Below are 20,168 nucleotides of genomic sequence, written 5' to 3'. Positions count from 1 at the left end.
TCATGCTGAACGTCAAGAACATCAACCAGTATTACGGCGGCTCCCACATCCTGCGCGACGTGAGCCTGCAGGCCCACCTGGGCAAGGTCACTGTCGTGCTGGGTCGCAACGGCGTGGGCAAGACCACGCTGTTGAAATCCCTCATGGGTCTGGTGCCCATCAAGAGCGGCAGTATCGAGTTCGAGGGCCGGGTCATCCAGAAAGACACGCCCTACCAGCGCGCGCGCGCCGGCATCGGCTTCGTGCCGCAGGGCCGCGAGATCTTCGCGCGTCTGACCGTGGAAGAGAACCTGCGCATGGGCCTGGCAAGCAAGCCGGGTGGTACGCCGATCCCGTCGGAGCTCTACGAACTGTTCCCCGTGCTCAAACAGATGATGGGCCGCCGCGGCGGTGACCTCTCGGGCGGGCAGCAGCAGCAGCTCGCGATCGCGCGGGCACTTGCCGCAGGGCCGAAGCTGCTGGTGCTGGACGAGCCGACTGAAGGCATCCAGCCCAGCATCATCAAAGACATCGGCCGCGTCATCCGCATGCTGGCCGACCGCGGCGACATGGCCATCCTGCTGGTAGAGCAGTACTACGACTTTGCGCAGGAGCTGGCCGACGAGTACGTGGTCATGGAGCGCGGCGCCGTCATCGCCGCCGGCCAGGGCAAGAGCATGGAAGCCGACGGCGTGCGCAAGCTCGTTGCAATCTGACCCCCTGAATCCGCACCAGCGCTGCGCATGGACGCACCATGCGATAGCTGCTGCATCATTTGGCAACACTTGCGCGACGCAAAAGTCAGATGTGCCATGCACACTGCGCTCCATCCTCGTATGATGGCTCAGGGTTAACCCGCCCTGACGATGTCACAAGACATCCTGCCCCCACAAGGAGCTGACTTGGCCGAAAGTGAAACGACGCCCGCCGGTGCAGAGTCCGGCACCCCGCCTGCGAGCGGCCTGCTCGCGCAGTGGAAGCGGGCCCTGTCCGGTCAGCGCGGCACCACACCGGCCAGGCTCAATCTGGCCCTGCAAGGCGGGGGCGCCCACGGGGCCTTTACCTGGGGTGTGCTGGACGCGCTGCTGGCGGACCCTCATATCGAATTCGAAGGCCTTAGCGGCAGCAGTGCCGGCGCCATGAACGCCGTGGTGCTGGCCCACGGCTGGCTGCAAGGCGGGCGCGAGGGAGCGAGTGCGGCCCTGGCCAAATTCTGGACCGAACTGGGCCGCCAGATGCCCTGGGGCCTGATGACCCGGCGCAAGGGCGACTCCATCGGTTTCACACCTGCGGGCAAGCTCTTCTCCAGCTGGGCCGGCCAGTTCTCGCCCATGCAGCTCAATCCCTTCGACCTCAACCCCCTGCGCGATCTGCTGGCGGACCAGATCGACTTCGACAGACTGCGTACGCACAGCCCTTTCAAGCTGTTTGTCGGCACCACCCAGGTCAGCACCGGCAAACTGCGTGTGTTCCGTGAGAGCGAGCTGAACGTGGATGTGCTGCTGGCTTCGGCCTGCCTGCCCAAGATCCACCGCACCGTGGTCATCGACGGCGAGGCCTATTGGGACGGCGGCTACACCGCCAACCCGGCGGTGTTCCCCTTGTTTTACGAGTGCGATGCACGCGACGTGCTGCTGGTGCTGCTCAACCCGCTGCGTCGCGAAGTCACGCCCACCACGGTGGCCGAGATCGAGACGCGCATTGCCGAACTCGGTTTCAGCGCCAACTTCATGCGCGAGATGCGCATGTTCACCCACAGCACCCAGTTCTCGGCAGCCTCGCGTTTCGGCCACGGCCGGCTGGAACAGCGCCTGCTGGACATGCGGTTTCACATGATCGATACCAGCCAGCTCGAAAGCCTGGACCGCAGCGACAGCAAGCTGCTGCCGCACGGCCCTTTCCTGCAGCGGCTGCACGGGCAGGGTCGCGAGCGCGGCGACGTCTGGTTGACTACAGACGCCGCGGCGCTGGGGCGTCGCTCGACCATCGACATGCAGGCTCTGTTCGGCTGAGGCAGGGTCGTTTGGCCGAGGCTATGATGGCGCGCATCCAAGACATCTCCATACTCTTCTGACGCCCAGGAGTCCCTAGCCATGCCTTATATGTTGCTGATGGTTGAACCCACCGGTCAGCGCCGCACACGCACCGAGGCCGAAGGCCGCGAAGTCTATGGCCGCATGCAGCAATTCGCGGAGGGTCTGCGCGCGCGCGGCCAGTTGCTGGCGGTCGAATCGCTGGCCTCGCAGGAGCGCGCCGTGCGCGTGCAGGTGCGCGAAGGCCGCGCCCAGCTCATCGATGGTCCTTTTGCCGAGGCCAAGGAAATGGTGGGCGGCTTTTTCCTGATCGATTGCAAGACCCGCGCCGAGGCTGTGGCCATCGCCCAGCAATGTCCGGCCGCCGAGTGGTGCACCGTCGAAGTGCGCGGCGTCGGACCCTGTTACGAGGACTGATTTCGCCGATTCCGGGTTTTCCCGGGTTCGAAACTGTCGATTTCGCCTGTCCTTGTTCGTCGTGGGTATGTCAGCCGGCTTTTTGCGGCTGTATCTACATGAAGGAGCGCAGACATGCGATACATGATCATCGTCAAAGCCACGCCCACCTCCGAGGCGGGCAAATTTCCGCCCAATATGGCCGAACTCATGGCCGTGATGGGAACCTTCCACGAAGAGCTGGCCCGCGCCGGCGTGCTGCTCGACGCTTCGGGCCTGGCGCCCAGCTCGCAGGGCTGGCGCATCCGTTACGAGGGCAAGAAACGCCAGGTGGTTGACGGCCCCTTCACCGAGAGCAAGGAGCTGATCGCGGGTTACACCCTGATCCAGGTCCGCTCGCGCGACGAGGCCCTGGAGTGGACGCGCCGTTTCCCCAACCCCGTGGGTGAGGGCATGAGCGCCGAGATCGAGGTGCGCCGGCTCTACGAGATGGAAGACTTTGCCACTGTGGCCCCCTGAAGGAGAAACACCATGATCAAGACCACCCTCATCATCGTCGTGCTGGCCATCGCCGGCCTGCTTCTTTTTGCCACCACGCGGCCCGACACCTTCAGCCTGCAGCGCAGCCTGCTGATCCAGGCGCCGCCCGAGAAGCTGCAGCCGCTGATCAACGACATGCGCGCCTTCAACACCTGGAACCCCTACAACAAGAAAGATCCCTCCATGCAGGGCAGCTACAGCGGCCCTGCCGCCGGCCCTGGAGCACGTTATGCATTCAAGGGCAACCAGGACGTGGGCGAGGGCAGCCTGGAGATCACCGCCAGCGCACCCGGCAAGGTGAACATGCGCCTGGACATGGTGGCTCCCATGCAGGGCAGCAATGCCATCACCTTCACGCTGACGCCGCGCGCCGGTGGCACCGAGGTCAGCTGGGCCATGGAGGGGGCCTGTCCCTTCATCGCCAAGCTCATGGGTGTCTTCTTCGACATGGACAAGATGATCGGCCGCGACTTCGAGGCCGGGCTGGCCAGCCTCAAGGCGATCGCCGAGAAAACCTGAACCCTGGAGTACACCGTGAGCACATTGGACAAGGAGGCAGCGCCTCTGGCCGCCCGCGAGATCCTCAGCACGCGCCATTTCACGCGGTCGCGCGAGCAGATCTGGGACGCGTTTGCCGACCCGCAACGCCTCGCGCGCTGGTGGGGGCCGGCCGGTTTTCGCAACACTTTTGAGGTGTGCGAGTTCCGCCCCGGCGGCCCATGGCGTTTCACCATGCACGGCCCGGACGGCAAGGACTACCCCAACCGCAGCGTGTTCCATGCCGTCGAGGCGCCGGCGCGCATCGTGCTGGAGCACGAGAACGCCCCGCACTTCGAGCTGCTGATCACGCTTTCCGCAGAGGCGGGCGGCACCCGCCTGGACTGGCGCATGCGCTTCGACGATGCCACCACACGCGAGGCCGTGGCCCGTTATGCCGTGCCCGCCAACGAGCAGAACTTCGACCGCCTGCAGGCGGAACTCGACAGCAACACCTCAAAGGAGAAATCATCATGAACCAACAGATCTACATCAACCTGCCCGTGCGCGACCTGCCGCGCTCCAAGGCCTTCTTCGCCGCCCTGGGGTACAGCTTCAACCCGCAGTTCACGAACGAGCAGGGCGCCTGCATGGTCATCAGCGAGGACATCTACGTCATGTTGCTGACCGAGTCCTTCTGCCAGACCTTCACCCACAAGCCCCTGTCCGATGCGCGCAAGAGCACGGAGGTTCTGATCTGCCTCTCCTGCAAAAACCGCGACGAGGTGGATGCGCAGGTGGCCAAGGCCAGGGCCGCAGGCGGCAGCGTGCCGCGCAGCGCGGTGGACCACGGCTTCATGTACCAGCATGGCTTCGAAGACCCGGATGGTCACATCTGGGAACTGGCCTATATGGACATGAGCGCATTCCCGGCCACGACGGCCTGAACCCGCCGACATGCATTCCGCCACCCATCAGGCCATAGCCGCCGTCTGGCGCATCGAGTCCGCGCGCATCGTGGCGGCCGTGGCGCGTTTGCTGCGCGACATCGGCCAGGCCGAGGAGGCTGCGCAGGATGCCCTGGTGGCGGCGCTGGAGCACTGGCCCCGCGACGGCGTGCCGCAAAACCCGGGAGCCTGGCTCATGACCACGGCCAAACACCGCGCGCTCGACCTGTTGCGCCGCCACAAGGTGCAGGACAACGCCCTGGAACAGATCGGCCTGGACCTGGAAGCACGCGAAGCCCTGGTCGTGCCAGATTTTGTCGACGCGCTCGACGCCGCGCGCCAGGACGAGATCGGTGACGACCTGCTGCGCCTGATCTTCACCGCCTGCCACCCCGTGCTCAAGCCCGAGATGCGGGCCGCGCTCACGCTCAAGCTGATCGCGGGCCTGAGCACGCACGAGATCGCACGCGCCTTCCTGGTAAGTGAGGCCACGCTGGCACAGCGCATCGTGCGCGCCAAGCGCATCCTGCAGGAAGCGCGTGTGCCCTATGAGCTGCCGCGCGGCGACGCGCTGGGCGAACGGCTGGCGTCGGTGCTGGAGGTGGTCTACCTGGTCTTCAACGAAGGCTACACGGCCACGGCCGGCGAGGACTGGATGCGTCCGGCCCTGGTGGACGAAGCCTTGCGCCTGGGCCGCATGCTGGGTGAGCTGGCCACGCAGGAACCCGAGGTGCAGGGCCTGCTGGCCCTCATGGAACTGCAGGCCTCGCGCACCCAGGCACGCACCGATGCGCAGGGTCGCCCCGTGTTGCTGCTGGCGCAGGATCGCACGCGGTGGGACCACCTGCTGATCCGCCGCGGCCTGGCCGCGCTGGAACGGGCCGAAGCCCTCGGCGCACAGCAGGACCAGCCCCTGGGGCCCTATGCCCTGCAGGCCGCTATTGCGGCCTGCCATGCCCGCGCCGCGCAGGCGGCCGACACCGACTGGCCCCGCATCGCCGCGCTCTACGATGCGCTGGCCCAGACCGCACCGTCGCCCGTGGTCGAACTCAACCGCGCGGTGGCCGTGGCCATGGCCTATGGGCCGGAGGCGGGGTTGACCATCATCGACACGCTGCGCACCGACAAGGCCCTGCAGGCCTACCAGTGGTTGCCCAGCGTGCGCGGTGACCTGTTGGCCCGCCTGGGCCGTTCGCAGGAAGCGCGGCAGGAGTTCGAACGCGCCGCTGCGCTCACCCAGAACCTGCGTGAGCGCGCCCTGCTGCTCGAGCGCGCGCAGGAAATGGGCGCGGACGGCGCTCCATTGCATTGACACACTGATTTTTGCGAGGTGCCACACCATGCTCAAACACCACAAGTTCACCACCTGCCTCTGGTTCGACCGACAGGCTGAAGAGGCTGCCCATCACTACTGCGGCATCTTTCCCAACTCACGTGTCCATACGATCACGCGTTACACCGAGGTCGGCTTCGAATACCACGGCCAGCCCACCGGCGCGGTCATGACCGTGAGCTTCGAGCTCGACGGGCAGTCCTTCGTCGGGCTCAACGGCGGCCCGGTGTTCCAGTTCAGCGAGGCTGTCTCCTTCCAGATCGGCTGCGAGACCCAGGCCGAGGTGGACCACTACTGGGACAAACTGGGCGCTGGCGGCAATCCCGCCGCCCAGCAGTGCGGCTGGTTGAAAGACAAATACGGTGTGTCCTGGCAGGTGGTGCCTCATCTGTTGCTGGACCTGCTGCAGCACCCGGACCCCGCCACGGTGCGCAAGGTGAGCGAGGCCATGTTCCAGATGAAGAAGCTGGACATCGCTGCATTACGTCGGGCCGCTGGCTGAGGCGGTTGGTCTGAGGCATCTGCACATATCGAAAGGATGATTATGAACAACCCCGTGGGCTGGTTTGAGATTTACGTTGACGACATGAAACGTGCCAAGGCCTTTTACCAGGGTGTGCTGGGTGTGGAGCTCACGCGCCTGGACAACCCGACAACAGGCAATCAGAGCATGGAGATGTGGGCCTTTCCCATGGACCAGGCCGTCTATGGCGCTTCTGGTGCCCTGGTGCGCATGCCCGGCTTTGCGGCCGGCGGCAACAGCACCCTGATCTATTTCAGCTGTACGGACTGTGCCGTTGAGGCGGCACGGGCCGTGCAGCATGGCGGCAGGATGCAGAGGGCCAAGACCCCCATCGGCGCCTACGGCCACATCGCCCTGGTCTTCGACACCGAAGGCAATATGATCGGCCTGCACTCCATGCAATAGAGCAGGCATGCCATGGCCATCGCACTTGATCACTTCATCGTCTCCTGTCGCAACAAGAAGGCAGCTGCGCGGCTGCTGGGTGAATTGCTGGGCGTGCCCTGGGCCGAACAGGGCATCGGCCCCTTCGCTCCGGTCTACATCAACCCCGGCCTGACCCTGGACTTCATCGAGACCGACGAAGACTTCCCCGTTGAGCACTACTGCTTTCGTGTGAGCCAAGCCGAGTTCGACGCCATCCTTGCGCGCATCCAGGCCGCCGGCATGGCTTACCGCAGTACGGTGCGCGGCCCGGTGGATCACAAGGTGAACACGGACTACGGCGGCTCCAGCGTCTACTGGAACGAACCCGAGGGGCACCAGTGGGAGATGCTGACGGTGAGTTACGCCAGGCAGCCGGCTTAGGCCAACACGGCACACCGAGAAACTCCACCGCATCTGGGTACCCCATGAAACAAAAAACGGCCAAGAACGACTACCTGGTGATCTGCCGCGGGCAATGGGATGAGCGTGCGCCGAAGGACGAGGTCCAGAACGCCATCGACGGTTTTTATGTCTGGTACGAACGCAATCTGGCTTCGGGCAAGATCAAGCCCGGCAGCCGGCTCACCCGGGAAGGACGGGTGGTCTCGAAGACGGCCATCACCGATGGTCCGTTTGCGGAGGCGAAGGAGCTCATCGGGGGCTACTGGCTCATCGTGGCGGCCAGCCTGGATGAGGCCGCCACGATGGCCGCCGAGAACCCCTGCGTGGCCTATGGGCTGACCCTGGAGATACGCCCTCTCGACGCCGAGCGCGCCGCTGCCACGGCGATCAGCAACGAGACGCCTGTAGCATGGCGCCAGGCCTGAGTCTGGCCTGGCTATTTTTCATGGAGTCACAAGAATGCCCCTGCTCGGTCAAGCCGCCATGCTGCTGTCTTTTGATGTCGCCCCGGAGGTGATCCCTGAGCACGACGACTGGCACACCCATGAACATCTGCCCGAGCGGCTGGCGATCCCGGGTTTTCGCCGGGGTACACGCTGGGTGGCGCTGCAGGGGCAGCCCAGGTATTGCGTGTTGTACGAGGTGGAACATCTGGCCACCCTGGCGTCCGATGCCTATCTCCAGCGCCTGAACAATCCGACGCCCTGGACCTCGAAGATGATGCCGCACTACCGTGGCATGACCCGGGGCCTGTGTTCCGTTGCCGGCAGCCATGGCTTCGGGATGGGACATGTCGCGCTGCTGCTCCGGTTTTCGGCCGCCGCGGACAGGAAGGTCGCCTTGAACGACTGGCTGCTCAAGGACCTTTTGCCCCGCTTGCCCGAGCGTTCCGGGCTGGGCAGTGCGCATCTGCTGGAGGGCGCACTGGCGGCGCCGATGACGAATGAACAACGCATACGCGGTGCCGATGCCGGCGTCGATGGCGCCCTGCTCGTGACGGCCTACAGCCTGGCCAGCCTGCAGGCGCTGGCGCAAGCCGAACTCAGCCCGGCCCAGCTGGAAGCCCAGGGTGCCAGGGCTGTGGTTTCCACGACCTACCGCACCGACTACACGCTCACGGCGCAGGAAGTCAACCACGCCTGAGATTGTGTTGGGCCGCCGGACTCAGCCCTCGTGCAGGTGCAGGGTGTTCTTGCCGGCACGTTTGGCCTGGTACATGGCTTCATCGGCCTGGCGCATGAGCACATCCATATCGATCTCGGTCTGGTTGAACATCGCGATGCCGATGCTGCCGCTGCTCTGGCAGGTCTGGCCTTCGAGGTCGTAGGGCCTGGCCATGGCCAGCAAGGCCTTGGCGCCGATCTGGCGGGCTTCGGTGCGGGCCAGCGCCGGGTCTTCGTTGAGGTGTTCAAGAATGATCACGAACTCGTCGCCGCCGATGCGCGCCACCGTGTCGGACTCGCGTACGACACGACCGAGCCGGCCGGCGATCTCCTGCAGCAGCAGGTCGCCCGCATGGTGTCCGTGCTCGTCGTTGATCTTCTTGAAGTTGTCCACGTCCACGAAGAGGAGCGCGCCGTGCTGCCCGTTGCGACGCGCCAGGGTCAGGGCGCGCTGCAGGCGCTCAAGCAGCAGGCGGCGGTTGGGCAGGGCCGTGAGGGCGTCATAGAACGCGATGGCGCGGATCTCTTCCTCCTGCAGCTTGCGCTCGGAGATGTCGCTCATGATCGCCACGTAGTGGGTGACGGCCCGGTGCTCGTTGCGCACCGCCGTGATCGTGATCCACAGGGGGATCAGACTGCCGTGCTTGTGCAGGTTCCAGATCTCGCCTTCCCATTTTCCCGTGCTGTGGATGCTCGCCCACATGGCCTCGTAGAAGGCCGTGTCGTGACGGCCCGAACGCAACATGCTGGTCTTGTGGCCGATCAGATCTTCCCGGCTGTAGCCCAGCAGGTCCACGAAGGCCTGATTCACGCGCAGGATCACGGTGGCGGCGTCGCTGACCAGCATGGCCGAGCGTGACTCGAAGGCGACGGCAGCAACACGGCGGTCCTGCTCGGCCGCTACGCGTTCGGTGATGTCACGCGACACGAAAAGCACGGCGCGTTTGCCTCCCACGAGGATGTCCAGCGCCTGGGCGCGCCCTTCGAGCACATGCCGTCCGTCCTCGCCGTCCATCTCGTATTCGATCCTCTGCAGCGTGGCGGACTGGAGCGTCTGGCGCAGGAAGCCCTGCAGGCGTTCGGCTTGCGGCGCCGTCAGCACCTCTTCCAGGCGTTTGCCGATGAGCTGGTCGGGACGGCCCGAGAGCAGCTGCCCTTCGGGCGAGATCACCTCCAGATAGCGCCCGTCTTCGTCCAGCACCAGCAGCAGATCGGGGGAGGCCCGGGTGATGGCACGGCGCAGGGCTTCGCTGCGGGTCAGTGTTTCCTTGGCGCTGCGCTGCACCTGCAGGTCGTTGAGCAGCAGGGCCAGCAGGGCCGTGCTCGGCGTCAGCACGAAAAGGTAAGGGGTGACCACAGCGTCCAGCAGTTTTTGCAGGTGCTGGGTGGGCAGCAGAAGAAACCAGCCCAGGCAGACAATGTGCAGCAGCAGGCCGAACATCAGGAAGTCGAGCAGCTTGGGCTGGGCCCAGCCCCGGCGCAGCGCCACTCGCATGGCCAGGCCGCTGAGCACGGCTGTGGTGATCACGGCCACACCCACAGGAGCCCCAGCGCCGCCCAGCCACAGGCGGTAGGCGGCGGCCATGAGACCGGCGACGAGGGCGGCCAAGGGGCCGGCAAAGATGCCGGTCACGCCGAGGATGACGGAGCGGCCATCGAAGATGACACCCGGCGCCAGGTTGGCCGGGTGCAGCATGCCGAAGATGCAGATGGCCCCGAAGATCACGCCGGCAGCCAGGTTGGCGGCCCGTCGGTGGCCCCCCCAGATGCGCATATTGAACTCGTACAGTGCCGACAGGGCCAGCAGGAGCGCCGTGCTGTAGATGAGGTCCAGCGTCATGAGGTTTGTGCTTCCCTGATGGGGACAGATCCGGGTGGTGGCTGGGGACAGGCTGCAACCCATCATAGCCAACACCGGTGCGCCGTGGTGAACGAAAGAGGGCTGGCTGCTGCGGTTTGAGACCCGTTTCGTGAAGTCTTACCATTGCGGTATGAAAATGACTTACATCTTTGCCGCCATCCTCATCTGCAGCATCATCGGCGCGCTGGTCCCCACGCGCATGGTCAAGACCCTGCTGTTGGTACTGTCCGGCGTGCTGGCCGCTTACGGCCTGTACCGGCTGCTGGGCTGAACGCCCCCAGCCGTCCCGGTCCTGCGTGCATGAAGGATCGGTGACGGCTTATCTGTCCAGTGCGCTGAACAGGAAGGACTCATCCCCTGTTCATGGGATGGCGCCCCTCATGAAGACTCCCTAGCATCCTGACCATGCAGGAGGCCCAGGGTTCGCTGTCTGGCGAACCCAGCGGCTTCCTTCCTCGCATCGGCCCTTGCACAGGAGTCCACCGTGAGCATGAAGCAGACCGTCTCGACAGGGGTTCAGGGCCTGGTCGCCCTGGGTGTGATCATGATCGCGGGTTGTGGCTCGACCGGTGGCGGCAGTGCCACCGTGCCGGTCGCACCCATGTGCATCATTCATGCGGTGAGTTTCTCTGTCAATCCGCAGACAGATCTGGCGCTGGTTTCCGAGCGAACCGACCCCAATCCCAGCTACGCCACCACCCATGGCTTCACCCGTTTCCGCGGTATTGCTGGGCCGCGTGGCAACCCTGCCGCGAGCACCATACCGGGCCTGACCGTGGATGTGTACGGGTTCAGCGAGGCCTGGACCCGCAATTCGGCCGGATCCGTGGTGGTACGGGCCCAGGCGCATCCGGCACGACGCCCCGTGGCGGGGGACGCCAACGCCAGCGGCTGGACGATCAACACCCAGGATGCGGCAGGGGCTTGGTCGGGTCCGATTGCAGCCAGCAGCGCCAACGCGGGCGAGGAATTCGACACGCCCCCTGTCGGGGGGATGACGGTACCCCAGTTGATGCCGGTGGGTCAGGCGACGCCCCAGGTCTTCGGCTGCGCCGGCATGCGCTCGGACGACAACGCCGTGCGTACCACCATGCTGATCGAGGTGGTGCCGGCCAATGCCGCGGCTTCTACCCCCAGCCGTGCGAATGTCATTCAGGATCTGCTCAACGGGGACGACCGTTTCGTGCGCAACCCTTCGGTGCCTTTGGGAGGCGTGGGTCCGAACGTCCCGCCGACGCCCAGGATCACGAACCGCCCAGGCCAGCCGGTGCGGGAAGGCACGGTGCAATGCGCCATGACGCAATTCGAGGACGACGTCAGTACCCGCGAGCTGCACATGGTGGCCATCCGCAACGGCGTGCTCCATCACAGCATGGCCAACAGTTTCGGGACCGCCACGCGCAGCACGGGCCTGACCTTCAATCGCTTCAACGCGGTATCGACCTGGGGTGATGTCGGGCAGGCGCTGGGCGGCGGTTTCGGCAACATCATCGACGTTGCCATCGTGGCTCGTCCGCGGGCCCTGCATGTGTTCTTCGTGGCCCAGAACGGAAGCAGCACCCGGCTCTGGCACGCGGTGCGTTTCTCGGCCAACGGGGGTTCCTGGCGTGCGGCGGAGGACGTGCTGGCGCTCAATGGCGCTCATAGTGGTGGCGCCGGTTTCCCGTTCCGTATCGGGGCCGGTCTGTGCCCGATGCGCGAGCGGCCGCAGGAAAACGAACTCGTCTACACCATGTGGAACGACAGGCTGGAGGTCATTTTTTCCGGCCGTATCGTTTCCATGCCCCAGCAGTGGTTGCCAGGCATGCAGGGCACCTATTCGCCCCTGTTCGATCTGTCGCGACTTCTGACGCGCAGTTCCGATACCTCCCGCCAGGCCACCATCGACAGCATGGTGATTGGCACCAGACCCTTTCGCGACGACGCCCGACCGCCACCCTGAGGGTGTGGCTCAACCTTCAAGGAGTGACGATGATGAAAGCGACATGGTTACATGCTGCCGTTGTGCATGGCAATGTGGGAAGCCTCCGATGGTTGGTGGCAGCCTGCGTCGCGTTGACATTGCTGACCGGCTGTCCGAGCGTGCCGCGCAGCGGTCAACTCGCGAAGCCGGTCTACAACGTGCTGGAGATCCCCAGCACAACCGGCGGCTGGACCACCTACTCCAGCTCGCCGCCCATGGAAGTGCTGCCGACCCGGGGCCGCGTGATGAAAGTGTGGTTCAGCGCGCCCATCGGCAGCACCTTCAGTCTGGGCCTGCGCGAGCCGGACGGTACCTTCACGCCGCTGCCGCAAACCAGTGCGCCGGCCTCGGTGTCGAGCGAACTGGGGTATTTCCAGGTGCTCAATGTGAATGCGTCGGTGACCCCGCCGTTGTACACGGTGCAGCTGCGCGCGCCGTTGGCGATGATGGACCCGGCGAATTTCAATGTGGAGATCGTCAACAAGAGCCTGCGCAACGATGTGACCGACAGCGATGCCCTGATCGTGATGCTGGCGCAGCGCAAGGTGTTCACGGTCACCGTCTCGGTCACTGGCAATGGCCATGTGACCAGCAACCCGCCCGGCATCGAATGCGGCACGACGGCCCAGGGTCGGCCCATGACGCAATGCAGCCACGACTTTGGTCGTGGTCAGGTCACGCTCAATCCGGGCTCCAACGACCTGAACACAACCCGGTTCGACGGTTGGAGCGGCAATTGTGCCGGGCAGGCCTGCCAGTTCACGCTGGACGGCATGGCGCCAGTACAGGTCATGGCAACGTTCACGGCCCGCACTCAGCCCGCTACGGCGTTGCAGTGCCAGCCGGCGCCCTTGCTCGCTGGCCTGCGATGGATTGCTACCCCCCAATGCGATCCAGCTTCCTTCCCGACGACGCCATCGGCGTTGTGTGATTCGGCGGGGCAGTTCTGCTGCAAGTCACCGCCGGCTGGAAGTGGTACGCCGGTTTCGCCATCGGCCCGCTGCGGCGTGGACAAGATCGAGTTTCCGCCGGATTGCCGCAACACACTCGGCCGCGGCATGTTGCGCCAACCTGGTGGTTGCTACGAAATTGATAGCTATCCTTGAGGCAGGCTTGAGCGCAGGGCATGCTCAGGCCGCCTCAAGCGCAAACGCATCCATGGCCAGCATGCTGTACATGACCTCGCGGCTCAGGTAGTCCGGTCGCGCGCCATCGGTCGCGGCGCCCAGCGCGAAGAACAGCGGCAGAAAGTGGTCTTCCGTCGGGTGCGCACGTTGTGCGTGCGGTGCCAGGCGGCGGTAGTCCAGCAGGGCGGCGGTGTCGCCCTGCGTGATCTTCTCTTCCACCCAGCGGCTGAACTCGACGACATAGGGTGCGGGCTCACGCTCGCCACCGAAGAATTCACCGAGGTTGTGTGTCATGCTGCCCGTGCCCATGAGCAGCACGCCGCGTTCGCGCAGGGCGCGCAGCGCGCGGCCCAAGGCGTAGACCTGGGCCGGGCCCCAGCTCGCGGGCAGGGCCACTTGCAGCACAGGCACGTCGGCCTCGGGGTACATGTGCAGCAGTGGCACCCAGGTGCCGTGGTCGAAGGGGCGGCGGTTGTCCAGGCCGGCCTCGATGCCGGCCGTCTGCAGCAGGTCCACCACCTCCTGGGCCAGCGCGGGCTGGCCGGGCGCGGGGTACTGCAGCTGATAGAGCTCAGGCGGGAAACCACCGAAGTCGTGCCAGGTCTGCGGCGCAGGCGTGCCCATCACCATGGGCGTGCGCGCCATCCAGTGCGGCGACATCACCACGATGGCGCTGGGCTTGTCATGCGCCTGGGCCCAGGCGTGCAGGGCCGGGCCGGTGCTGCCGGCGTCCACGGCGAACAGGGGTGCGCCGTGCGAAACGAAAAGGCTGGGCAGGGTGTTCATGATTTTTCCTTTTCGGTGTTTTCTTCGCCAGGGTTGAGCCACAGCCGCGCCGGCACGTGTTGCTGCAGCTTCTCGACCGCCAGCTCCACCAGATCAGGATGCAATTCGTGACCGATGAAGGGCAGCACGTCGGCCGTGAAGTCTCCGCCCAGCGATTTCAGACGCATGGCGCCTTCGATGGCGTGGCTGTAAGGCATGACCGTGTCGGCCTTGCCGTGCAGCAGATGGATGGTGCTGCCTTCGTGCAGCGGCTCCTCGGGCAGGCGCGCAAAGCGCCCGCTGATGGCCACCACGCGCGCCGCCACCGGTTCGGGGCGCAGCGCCGAGGCCAGCGCCATGATGGCGCCCTGCGAAAAGCCCACCAGCGCTGTGCCTGCAGTGTCCACGCCGCAGCGTTCCTGCCAGTGACGCACGGCAAATTCGAAGGCGGACAGGGCGGCGTCCACGCGTTCCACGCGGTTTTCTTCCGTCACGCCTGTCACGGAGAACCATTGCCGGCCGCCGGGGGCAAGTTCGCTGGGGTAGGGCGCGTCCACCGCGACCACCATGGCCTGCGGGAAGGCCTGGGCATAGGCCTGGCCCAGCCCGGCCAGGGACTGCGCGTTCGAGCCCACACCGTGGAAGAGCAGGATGAGCTGCGCTGCCTTGCTGGGCTGCTGGAGGATGAGGGCTTGGGGCTGGTTCATGGTGGGTCCTGTCTGCGCCGCAATTTGCCGCGCTGGATGTACTTTATTGGTCTATCTTTATTTGATAAATAGCCTATTGGTTGACTCATTGGACAATGAAATGAAACAATAAGGCCTATCACCCAGAAAAAGTGGCATGGACCAGTTCAAAGAGCTCGAATCTTTCGTGGCAGTCGCGCAGCTGGGCAGTTTCGTGAAGGCGGCCGACCGGCTGGGCATCTCCAAGGCCATGGTCTCGCGCAACGTCAGCGAACTGGAGGCCCGCCTGGGCGTGCGGCTGATGCAGCGCACCACACGCCGGCTGGCACTGAGCGACGCCGGGGCCGAATACCTGCAGCGTTGCGTGCAGATCCTGGGCGAACTGCACGATGCCAACGCCGCCGTCAGCGCCACGGCCGTGCAGGCTCAGGGGGTGCTCAAGATCAGTGCGCCGCTGACTTTCGGCATCCGCCACCTGGCGCCGCTGTGGGGCGAGTTCCTGCGCATCCACCCACGTGTGGAGCTGGAGGTGAACCTCAACGACCGTGTGGTGGACCTGATCGAGGAGGGCTACGACATGGCGGTGCGCATCGGCCTGCTGAGCAGCTCCACGCTGATCGCGCGGCGCATCGCCGGCACGCGCCTGGTGCTGTGCGCCTCGCCGCGTTACCTGCGGCAGGCGGCACCGATCCTGGCGCTGGACGACATCACCGACCACGACGTGATCGCCTACACCTACCTGGCCACCGGTGAGCAGTGGCATTTCAACGGGCCCCAGGGCGCGCGCAGCATCGAGGTGCACCCGCGCCTGCGCAGCAACAGCGGCGATACGTGCCGCGCCGCGGCCCTGGCCGACCAGGGCATCGTGTTCCAGCCCAGCTTCCTGGTGGGGGAGGATCTGAAGTCCGGCCGCCTCGTGGAAATCCTGCCGCAGTACGCGGGGCCGGAAATGGACATCAGCGTGGTCTATCCCAGCCGTCACCACCTGTCGCACAAGGTGCGTGCCATGGTGGACTTTCTGGGGGCGGCCTTCGCGCAGGCCGGGCGGGTGTAAGCCGGGTGCTTACATGGCCCAGATGCGTGGCGGCACGGCGTCCAGCTGCCAGAGCTGCCGGCGCCAGGCCGCGCGCAGGCTCTTGAGCAGGTCCATGGCGGGTTCCACCAGCGGGGCCAGCACGCGCACCACCAGCACCTGCGGGTGCGGGCTGGTGGCGCCGGCGGTGGCACGCAGGGCGTGTGCATCGATCAGCACGCGCACCCCTTCGAGTGCGGCTTCGCGCCGGTCCCGCGTGATGGGCTCGCCCGCCACGAAAAACAGGGTGGCCAGGCAACGCTGGCCGGCCAGGCCCAGCGGGCCGTCCATCAGGCGTGTGTCATGTGCTGCGATGCGGCCCTGCTCCAGCCAGACACCGGGTACTTCCAGGTGCTGAGCGAAGGAGCCCTCGCTGAAGGGCCGGTCGGCCATCGGCAGGCCCAGGGCGGTCACGTCCCAGCCCATGAGTTCGGCGCCCGGGGCCAGTTCAAATACCGCCTTGTTCTCGGCCCTGCATTGGTTGTAAGCCAGGGCTTCCAGCGGCAACCATTCCAGGCGTGCGCCGGCCTCGATGCGAGCATGCACCCACTGACGCGCGACTTCTCCGCTGCTGCGATAGAAACGCGTGGCGCCAGGTGTGGTGACCAGGCCGTGCGCGCCGGGAGCGACGGTCAGTCTGATGTCCAGCGTGTCGCCGCCCACCAGGCCGCCGGGCGGATGCACCAGCACGTTGTGGCAGATGCTGTCGCCTTCGGGGTAGAGGCTTTGCAGGATGCGCAGCGGGCCCTCATGGCGGAAATGCGCCAGGCTGCGTGCGCCGTCGCGGATGTAGTCGAGTTGCAGCGAGGCGTGCCAAGTCATAGGCAGCGAGTCTAGCCCGTCAGACGCGCAGGGTAGGCCCGGGTGACCGACAATCGGGGCTTCACCGAAATTCGAAACCCATGACGACCAGCTCCATCCTGTCTACCGACCACCCGACCGAAACGCAGGCCGCCCCTGCGGACGTGCCTGCCGCCAAACCCGAGGGCAAGGGCAAGCTGGCCGAGCGCAAGCAGTCAGCGCTGCCCGTGCTGGAAAAGCTCTACACCTATTACCCCCAACTCTTCGGGGCCGAGTTCCTGCCGCTCAAGCGCGGCATTTTCCAGGACCTGCTGGCCCGGCATCCGGACGTGTTCCAGCGCGACAGCCTCAAGGCCGCGCTGGCCGTGCATGCGCGTTCCACGCGTTACCTGCAATGCATCGCAGCGGGCAAGGCCCGGCATGACCTGGACGGCGCGATCGTGGAACAGGTGGCGCCCGAGCATCTCTTCCAGGCCGTGGTGGAGCTGCACCGCCGTCGTCAGGCCCGCACCCAGGACGATCTGGTCCCGAAGCTGCGGGCCCAGCTGTCGGTTGCCTTTGAAGCCTCGGGCCTGAGCCGTCAGGACTATCTGGAGCGTGTGCAGCCCCCGGACGACAAGATCGCCGCCCTGCTGGACGAAGCGATGACGGAAAGCGCGCAGAAGATCGCACGCCAGGAGGCGCTGTTCAAGGCCTTCGAGGCCAGCGGCAAGAGTGCACGCGAATTCGCCGACATGTATGGCGTGCACGAGCGCGATGTCCTCAAGGCCGGACTGGCTCACAAGCGCCGCGCCGAGGCTGGCGCCGCTGCCAGCTGAACCCCGCGGTTTGCCCGTGACCACGTCACCTGCTCAGCCGCGCAATCCCCTGCACGGCCTGACACTGGAGGCCATCGTCACGGCACTGGTGGCCCACTACGGCTGGCCCGGCCTGGCCGAGCGCATCCCGGTGCGCTGCTTCAGTGCGGACCCCAGCATCAAGTCCAGCCTCACCTTCCTGCGCAAGACGCCCTGGGCACGTGAGAAGGTCGAGGGGCTGTACCTGTACATGTTGCGCGAGCAACGGCGCGCCGCAGGCTAGATCCGGCCCGTGTTTCGTCGTTTTGCTACTTCGTGGCGGTTGCCGTAACGGAAGCAACAAAATATTTTTTTGCTTTCGCCCTGCCCGCGTGCGACCTAAGCTGGTGCCCTGTTTCCGATGAAGGGCGATGCTTATGGACAGGGTCTGCACACGCGAACGGCGTGACATGCGCTACACGTGGGTGGTCAGCCGCCGTGCCGGGGATCCGTGATGCCGGGCGCACACCTGGTACTGCCTCCGAAGCTCCTCGCGGTCCAATCCCTGCCCGAGGATCAGCGCTACCTGCATTTCCTGCGCCAGGCGGCGAATTCCGAACGGGTCTGGGGCCTGCTGGATCCACGTGGCTGGGTGACGCTGACCGACCCGCAAGGGCAGGTCGGTTTGCCGGTCTGGCCGCATCCTGCCTATGCCGCGGCCTGCGCCAGTGGCGATTGGGAGGCCTATGTGCCGGCCTGCATCGAGGTGCCGGCTTTCCTCAGCCGATGGCTGCCCGATATGGCCGAGCTGGGCGTGCAGGTGGACGTGTTCCCCGTCACGGGGCGTCGCGGCCACAGGGTTTCGGCTTTGCAACTGGAGCTGCGCCTGCGTGAGCAACTTGCACTGATAGCCATTACTTCATCCATGCCGGCCAGCCTGTGACCGGCACCACCACAGGATTTGCATGACCAACGATAAATTTGTACTCGCTTCCCAGAAGGCTTTCGCCCGCGGATTCACGCTGCTGTTTTTCGCGATTTCCGCAACCATCATCATCACCACGCTGGTGGCGGCCGTGGGTCATGTGCTCAACGGCGACGAGGTCACACAGATCATCGTGAAGATCGTGAACGCCAGCGTGATCTCGATGGCGGTGTTCGAGGTGGCGCTGGTGATCAGCAAGGAATACGGCTACGGCGCCGAGCCGGAGCATGACGTGGTCGTCATGCTCCGGCGTACCTTGCCACGCTTCATCGGCACGGTCTGCGTGGCGCTTGCGCTCGAAGGCCTGATGATGGTCATCAAGTACAGCCAGCTGGACCTGGCCGGCAATCTGTACTACCCGGTGGCCATCATCGTGAGCTCGGCCATGCTCTTGATGGCCCTGGGCGTCTTCCTGCGCCTGGCACCGCAGCGGGGCACGGACGCTGCGCCCGCCGCCCGCTGCTGCTGAAGGTTGAGAGGCCTCAGGGCCGTGCCAGTGCGGTGAGCTGGCGCACGTCGCTCATGCTGCCCAGCTTCCAGCAGGCGGCGATCAGCTCGCCGGTCTTGCCCTTGCCGATCACCGGGTCGGACAGGTCGTGGAACTTGGTTTCCAGCATGGCGTCGGTCATGGGGTTCTCCAGCGAACCGATGGCGTGCTTCACGAACACATGCACACGGCGGCCGTCCTTGAGCACGGCGGTCACGTCGGCGCTGGCTTCGTCGATGCCGTCGTCCACCGTGGCCACCACCTTGCGGCGCAGGGCCACCATGTCGGGGCGGTTGACGATGTCGTCGGCGTACTGGTCTTCACCGGCCTTGCCGAAGATCAGGCCGCAGGCACAGCCGTGGTAGACGCTGAACTTGCCCTGCAGGCCGTCGGCCGGTTCCTTCTTGCCCGTGAGTTCGAGCACCAGCGAGTGCACCTTGAGTTCGATGCGCTCGACCTGGTCCGCGGTGACACCCTGCGCGCGCAATTGGCTGCAGGCGTCGATGCTGGGGTGGATCACGATGCCGCAGGCGAAGGGCTTGTAGCTATTGAAGGAGATCTCGAAGCGCTTGCCGAGCTCATCGCTGATCTCGTTCCAGGCGTACTTCGTGGAGATGGTCTGGATCATGCCGCGCGGCGCTTCCAGCGCCTTGGGGCTGGCCGTGAAGCCCTGGCTGGCCAGCAGCGCGGACATCAGGCCGGCGCGTGCCGCACCACCTGGGTGGAAGGGCTTGGTCATGGTACCGAACTGTTCGCGCATGCCCACGGGCTGCGAGGCGGCGATGCCCAGCGCCATGGCGGTCTTCTTCTCGTCCAGGCCCAGCAGGCGTGCACAGCCGGCGGCGGCGCCCAGCGTGCCGGTGGAGCCGGTGATGTGCCAGCCACGGTCGTAGTGCTCGGGGTACATGGTGTTGCCCACGCGGCAGGACACGTCGATGCCCAGCACCAGCGCGTCGATCACTGCGCGGCCGCTCAGGCCCTTGTGCTCGGCCAGGGCCAGCACGGCCGAAGCCACGGGGCCGGCCGGGTGGATGATGGTCTTGAGGTGCGTGTCGTCGAAGTCGAAGGTGTGCGAGGTGATGCCGTTGACCAGCGCGGCGCTGGCCATGTCCACCTTGTCGGCGCGGCCCAGCACACTGGCCTGCTGCGCCGGCTGCAGCATGGCGACTGCACCGAGTGCGGCGTGCGCCGACTCGTGCTGGGCGGCGCCCACGGCGCAGCCCAGCCAGTTCATGAAAGTGCGGTGGGCTTCGTGGTCCACAGCGTCGCTCCAGCCGCGTGAGGGATGGGTGGCCACATAACGGGCCAGGGTCTGGGTGACGGCGGGGGCGTTGTGATCGGCGGTGACCTGGGTATTGCGAGCCATGAAAAATCTTCGGTTGCTATCAAAAAAAGAGCAACCCGGCAATGACCGGGTCACAAAGGG

At 65.6% G+C, this 20,168-nt stretch carries 26 protein-coding genes; 21 read left to right on the top strand and 5 right to left on the bottom strand.

Annotation, left to right across the window (positions count from 1 at the left end; translation table 11 throughout):
- Nucleotides 1-2 precede the first annotated feature (2 nt).
- The 13 genes from urtE (at nucleotide 3) to AC07NT_RS12580 (ending at nucleotide 8,199) form a co-directional block, all read left to right on the top strand.
- On the top strand, nucleotides 3-695 hold the full coding sequence (gene urtE / locus AC07NT_RS12640; protein WP_498598692.1) for an urea ABC transporter ATP-binding subunit UrtE: 693 nt from the start codon (nucleotides 3-5) through the stop codon (nucleotides 693-695).
- A 186-nt stretch (nucleotides 696-881) separates the two neighbouring features.
- Complete coding sequence (locus tag AC07NT_RS12635; RefSeq protein ID WP_498598693.1) at nucleotides 882-1,991, top strand: patatin-like phospholipase family protein; 1,110 nt, start codon at nucleotides 882-884, stop codon at nucleotides 1,989-1,991.
- 81 nt (nucleotides 1,992-2,072) lie between these two features.
- The gene (locus tag AC07NT_RS12630; RefSeq protein WP_498598694.1) at nucleotides 2,073-2,429 is read left to right on the top strand and encodes a YciI family protein; all 357 of its coding nucleotides are present in this window, start codon (nucleotides 2,073-2,075) and stop codon (nucleotides 2,427-2,429) included.
- A gap of 114 nt (nucleotides 2,430-2,543) precedes the next feature.
- A complete protein-coding gene (locus AC07NT_RS12625; RefSeq protein WP_498598695.1) occupies nucleotides 2,544-2,927 on the top strand; it encodes a YciI family protein in 384 nt (127 codons plus the stop codon).
- A gap of 12 nt (nucleotides 2,928-2,939) precedes the next feature.
- Nucleotides 2,940-3,467, top strand: a complete 528-nt coding sequence (locus tag AC07NT_RS12620; RefSeq protein ID WP_498598696.1) for an SRPBCC family protein — start codon at nucleotides 2,940-2,942, stop codon at nucleotides 3,465-3,467.
- 15 nt (nucleotides 3,468-3,482) lie between these two features.
- Nucleotides 3,483-3,962, top strand: a complete 480-nt coding sequence (locus AC07NT_RS12615; protein ID WP_498598697.1) for an SRPBCC family protein — start codon at nucleotides 3,483-3,485, stop codon at nucleotides 3,960-3,962.
- Nucleotides 3,959-4,372 (top strand): VOC family protein, encoded by a 414-nt coding sequence (locus tag AC07NT_RS12610; protein ID WP_498598698.1) that lies wholly within the window; start codon nucleotides 3,959-3,961, stop codon nucleotides 4,370-4,372. The genes AC07NT_RS12615 and AC07NT_RS12610 overlap by 4 nt, the downstream gene beginning before the upstream one ends.
- Nucleotides 4,373-4,382: 10 nt before the next feature.
- The gene (locus AC07NT_RS12605) at nucleotides 4,383-5,684 is read left to right on the top strand and encodes an RNA polymerase sigma factor (RefSeq protein WP_498598699.1); all 1,302 of its coding nucleotides are present in this window, start codon (nucleotides 4,383-4,385) and stop codon (nucleotides 5,682-5,684) included.
- A 28-nt stretch (nucleotides 5,685-5,712) separates the two neighbouring features.
- A complete protein-coding gene (locus AC07NT_RS12600) occupies nucleotides 5,713-6,207 on the top strand; it encodes a VOC family protein (protein WP_498598700.1) in 495 nt (164 codons plus the stop codon).
- Between the two features lie 39 nt (nucleotides 6,208-6,246).
- The gene (locus AC07NT_RS12595) at nucleotides 6,247-6,633 is read left to right on the top strand and encodes a VOC family protein (RefSeq protein ID WP_498599162.1); all 387 of its coding nucleotides are present in this window, start codon (nucleotides 6,247-6,249) and stop codon (nucleotides 6,631-6,633) included.
- 12 nt (nucleotides 6,634-6,645) lie between these two features.
- Nucleotides 6,646-7,035: a VOC family protein gene (locus AC07NT_RS12590; protein WP_498598701.1), complete on the top strand. Its 390-nt coding sequence runs from the start codon at nucleotides 6,646-6,648 to the stop codon at nucleotides 7,033-7,035.
- A 44-nt stretch (nucleotides 7,036-7,079) separates the two neighbouring features.
- Nucleotides 7,080-7,481, top strand: a complete 402-nt coding sequence (locus AC07NT_RS12585; RefSeq protein ID WP_498598702.1) for a YciI family protein — start codon at nucleotides 7,080-7,082, stop codon at nucleotides 7,479-7,481.
- A gap of 34 nt (nucleotides 7,482-7,515) precedes the next feature.
- Nucleotides 7,516-8,199 (top strand): glycoside hydrolase family 3 protein, encoded by a 684-nt coding sequence (locus AC07NT_RS12580; RefSeq protein WP_498598703.1) that lies wholly within the window; start codon nucleotides 7,516-7,518, stop codon nucleotides 8,197-8,199.
- Between the two features lie 21 nt (nucleotides 8,200-8,220).
- Here AC07NT_RS12580 and AC07NT_RS12575 read toward each other — a convergent pair whose 3' ends face one another.
- The gene (locus AC07NT_RS12575; protein WP_498598704.1) at nucleotides 8,221-10,059 is read right to left on the bottom strand and encodes a diguanylate cyclase domain-containing protein; all 1,839 of its coding nucleotides are present in this window, start codon (nucleotides 10,057-10,059) and stop codon (nucleotides 8,221-8,223) included.
- Nucleotides 10,060-10,210: 151 nt separating this feature from the next.
- Between AC07NT_RS12575 and AC07NT_RS12570 the strand changes: the two genes are divergently transcribed.
- The 3 genes from AC07NT_RS12570 (at nucleotide 10,211) to AC07NT_RS12560 (ending at nucleotide 13,149) form a co-directional block, all read left to right on the top strand.
- A complete protein-coding gene (locus AC07NT_RS12570) occupies nucleotides 10,211-10,351 on the top strand; it encodes a hypothetical protein (protein WP_498598705.1) in 141 nt (46 codons plus the stop codon).
- Between the two features lie 219 nt (nucleotides 10,352-10,570).
- On the top strand, nucleotides 10,571-12,022 hold the full coding sequence (locus AC07NT_RS12565) for a hypothetical protein (RefSeq protein ID WP_498598706.1): 1,452 nt from the start codon (nucleotides 10,571-10,573) through the stop codon (nucleotides 12,020-12,022).
- 95 nt (nucleotides 12,023-12,117) lie between these two features.
- On the top strand, nucleotides 12,118-13,149 hold the full coding sequence (locus tag AC07NT_RS12560) for a hypothetical protein (RefSeq protein WP_498598707.1): 1,032 nt from the start codon (nucleotides 12,118-12,120) through the stop codon (nucleotides 13,147-13,149).
- Nucleotides 13,150-13,173: 24 nt separating this feature from the next.
- Here AC07NT_RS12560 and AC07NT_RS12555 read toward each other — a convergent pair whose 3' ends face one another.
- Both AC07NT_RS12555 and ypfH read right to left on the bottom strand, forming a co-directional pair.
- Complete coding sequence (locus AC07NT_RS12555; RefSeq protein ID WP_498598708.1) at nucleotides 13,174-13,956, bottom strand: dioxygenase family protein; 783 nt, start codon at nucleotides 13,954-13,956, stop codon at nucleotides 13,174-13,176.
- Nucleotides 13,953-14,642, bottom strand: a complete 690-nt coding sequence (gene ypfH, locus AC07NT_RS12550) for an esterase (protein WP_498598709.1) — start codon at nucleotides 14,640-14,642, stop codon at nucleotides 13,953-13,955. Before ypfH ends, AC07NT_RS12555 begins: the two co-directional genes overlap by 4 nt.
- Nucleotides 14,643-14,778: 136 nt before the next feature.
- Between ypfH and AC07NT_RS12545 the strand changes: the two genes are divergently transcribed.
- Entirely contained in the window at nucleotides 14,779-15,675 is an 897-nt protein-coding gene (locus AC07NT_RS12545; RefSeq protein ID WP_498598710.1) for a LysR family transcriptional regulator, read from the top strand.
- Nucleotides 15,676-15,684: 9 nt separating this feature from the next.
- On the opposite strand, the gene AC07NT_RS12540 is transcribed toward AC07NT_RS12545, so the two are convergent.
- On the bottom strand, nucleotides 15,685-16,515 hold the full coding sequence (locus AC07NT_RS12540; protein ID WP_498598711.1) for an urease accessory protein UreD: 831 nt from the start codon (nucleotides 16,513-16,515) through the stop codon (nucleotides 15,685-15,687).
- A gap of 80 nt (nucleotides 16,516-16,595) precedes the next feature.
- Here AC07NT_RS12540 and AC07NT_RS12535 point away from each other — a divergent pair, with 80 nt between their 5' ends.
- The 4 genes from AC07NT_RS12535 (at nucleotide 16,596) to AC07NT_RS12520 (ending at nucleotide 18,724) form a co-directional block, all read left to right on the top strand.
- Nucleotides 16,596-17,312, top strand: coding sequence for a ProQ/FINO family protein (locus AC07NT_RS12535; protein ID WP_498598712.1), 717 nt, complete (start codon nucleotides 16,596-16,598; stop codon nucleotides 17,310-17,312).
- Entirely contained in the window at nucleotides 17,251-17,574 is a 324-nt protein-coding gene (locus AC07NT_RS12530) for a VF530 family protein (protein ID WP_498598713.1), read from the top strand. Before AC07NT_RS12535 ends, AC07NT_RS12530 begins: the two co-directional genes overlap by 62 nt.
- A 210-nt stretch (nucleotides 17,575-17,784) precedes the next feature.
- Nucleotides 17,785-18,213, top strand: a complete 429-nt coding sequence (locus AC07NT_RS12525; protein ID WP_498598714.1) for a DUF2750 domain-containing protein — start codon at nucleotides 17,785-17,787, stop codon at nucleotides 18,211-18,213.
- Nucleotides 18,214-18,235: 22 nt separating this feature from the next.
- Nucleotides 18,236-18,724, top strand: coding sequence for a hypothetical protein (locus AC07NT_RS12520; RefSeq protein WP_498598715.1), 489 nt, complete (start codon nucleotides 18,236-18,238; stop codon nucleotides 18,722-18,724).
- A gap of 13 nt (nucleotides 18,725-18,737) precedes the next feature.
- On the opposite strand, the gene AC07NT_RS12515 is transcribed toward AC07NT_RS12520, so the two are convergent.
- Nucleotides 18,738-20,108: an MmgE/PrpD family protein gene (locus AC07NT_RS12515; RefSeq protein WP_498598716.1), complete on the bottom strand. Its 1,371-nt coding sequence runs from the start codon at nucleotides 20,106-20,108 to the stop codon at nucleotides 18,738-18,740.
- Nucleotides 20,109-20,168 lie beyond the last annotated feature (60 nt).

The organism is Hylemonella sp. GW821-FHT10B10 (assembly GCF_059415585.1).
This window is presented reverse-complemented; position numbering and strand designations above follow the sequence as displayed.

Bases quoted from the DNA above. Each gene is read 5' to 3' on its own strand.
- AC07NT_RS12530 (WP_498598713.1), top strand. From the start codon at position 17,251: ATGTCCTCAAGGCCGGACTGGCTCACAAGCGCCGCGCCGAGGCTGGCG.
- AC07NT_RS12540 (WP_498598711.1), bottom strand. From the start codon at position 16,515: ATGACTTGGCACGCCTCGCTGCAACTCGACTACATCCGCGACGGCGCA.
- AC07NT_RS12565 (WP_498598706.1), top strand. From the start codon at position 10,571: ATGAAGCAGACCGTCTCGACAGGGGTTCAGGGCCTGGTCGCCCTGGGT.
- AC07NT_RS12535 (WP_498598712.1), top strand. From the start codon at position 16,596: ATGACGACCAGCTCCATCCTGTCTACCGACCACCCGACCGAAACGCAG.
- AC07NT_RS12620 (WP_498598696.1), top strand. From the start codon at position 2,940: ATGATCAAGACCACCCTCATCATCGTCGTGCTGGCCATCGCCGGCCTG.
- AC07NT_RS12555 (WP_498598708.1), bottom strand. From the start codon at position 13,956: ATGAACACCCTGCCCAGCCTTTTCGTTTCGCACGGCGCACCCCTGTTC.
- AC07NT_RS12525 (WP_498598714.1), top strand. From the start codon at position 17,785: ATGCCGGGCGCACACCTGGTACTGCCTCCGAAGCTCCTCGCGGTCCAA.
- AC07NT_RS12630 (WP_498598694.1), top strand. From the start codon at position 2,073: ATGCCTTATATGTTGCTGATGGTTGAACCCACCGGTCAGCGCCGCACA.
- AC07NT_RS12585 (WP_498598702.1), top strand. From the start codon at position 7,080: ATGAAACAAAAAACGGCCAAGAACGACTACCTGGTGATCTGCCGCGGG.
- AC07NT_RS12545 (WP_498598710.1), top strand. From the start codon at position 14,779: ATGGACCAGTTCAAAGAGCTCGAATCTTTCGTGGCAGTCGCGCAGCTG.
- urtE (WP_498598692.1), top strand. From the start codon at position 3: ATGCTGAACGTCAAGAACATCAACCAGTATTACGGCGGCTCCCACATC.
- AC07NT_RS12610 (WP_498598698.1), top strand. From the start codon at position 3,959: ATGAACCAACAGATCTACATCAACCTGCCCGTGCGCGACCTGCCGCGC.
- AC07NT_RS12515 (WP_498598716.1), bottom strand. From the start codon at position 20,108: ATGGCTCGCAATACCCAGGTCACCGCCGATCACAACGCCCCCGCCGTC.
- AC07NT_RS12600 (WP_498598700.1), top strand. From the start codon at position 5,713: ATGCTCAAACACCACAAGTTCACCACCTGCCTCTGGTTCGACCGACAG.
- AC07NT_RS12575 (WP_498598704.1), bottom strand. From the start codon at position 10,059: ATGACGCTGGACCTCATCTACAGCACGGCGCTCCTGCTGGCCCTGTCG.
- ypfH (WP_498598709.1), bottom strand. From the start codon at position 14,642: ATGAACCAGCCCCAAGCCCTCATCCTCCAGCAGCCCAGCAAGGCAGCG.
- AC07NT_RS12625 (WP_498598695.1), top strand. From the start codon at position 2,544: ATGCGATACATGATCATCGTCAAAGCCACGCCCACCTCCGAGGCGGGC.
- AC07NT_RS12580 (WP_498598703.1), top strand. From the start codon at position 7,516: ATGCCCCTGCTCGGTCAAGCCGCCATGCTGCTGTCTTTTGATGTCGCC.
- AC07NT_RS12590 (WP_498598701.1), top strand. From the start codon at position 6,646: ATGGCCATCGCACTTGATCACTTCATCGTCTCCTGTCGCAACAAGAAG.
- AC07NT_RS12520 (WP_498598715.1), top strand. From the start codon at position 18,236: ATGACCAACGATAAATTTGTACTCGCTTCCCAGAAGGCTTTCGCCCGC.
- AC07NT_RS12605 (WP_498598699.1), top strand. From the start codon at position 4,383: ATGCATTCCGCCACCCATCAGGCCATAGCCGCCGTCTGGCGCATCGAG.
- AC07NT_RS12570 (WP_498598705.1), top strand. From the start codon at position 10,211: ATGAAAATGACTTACATCTTTGCCGCCATCCTCATCTGCAGCATCATC.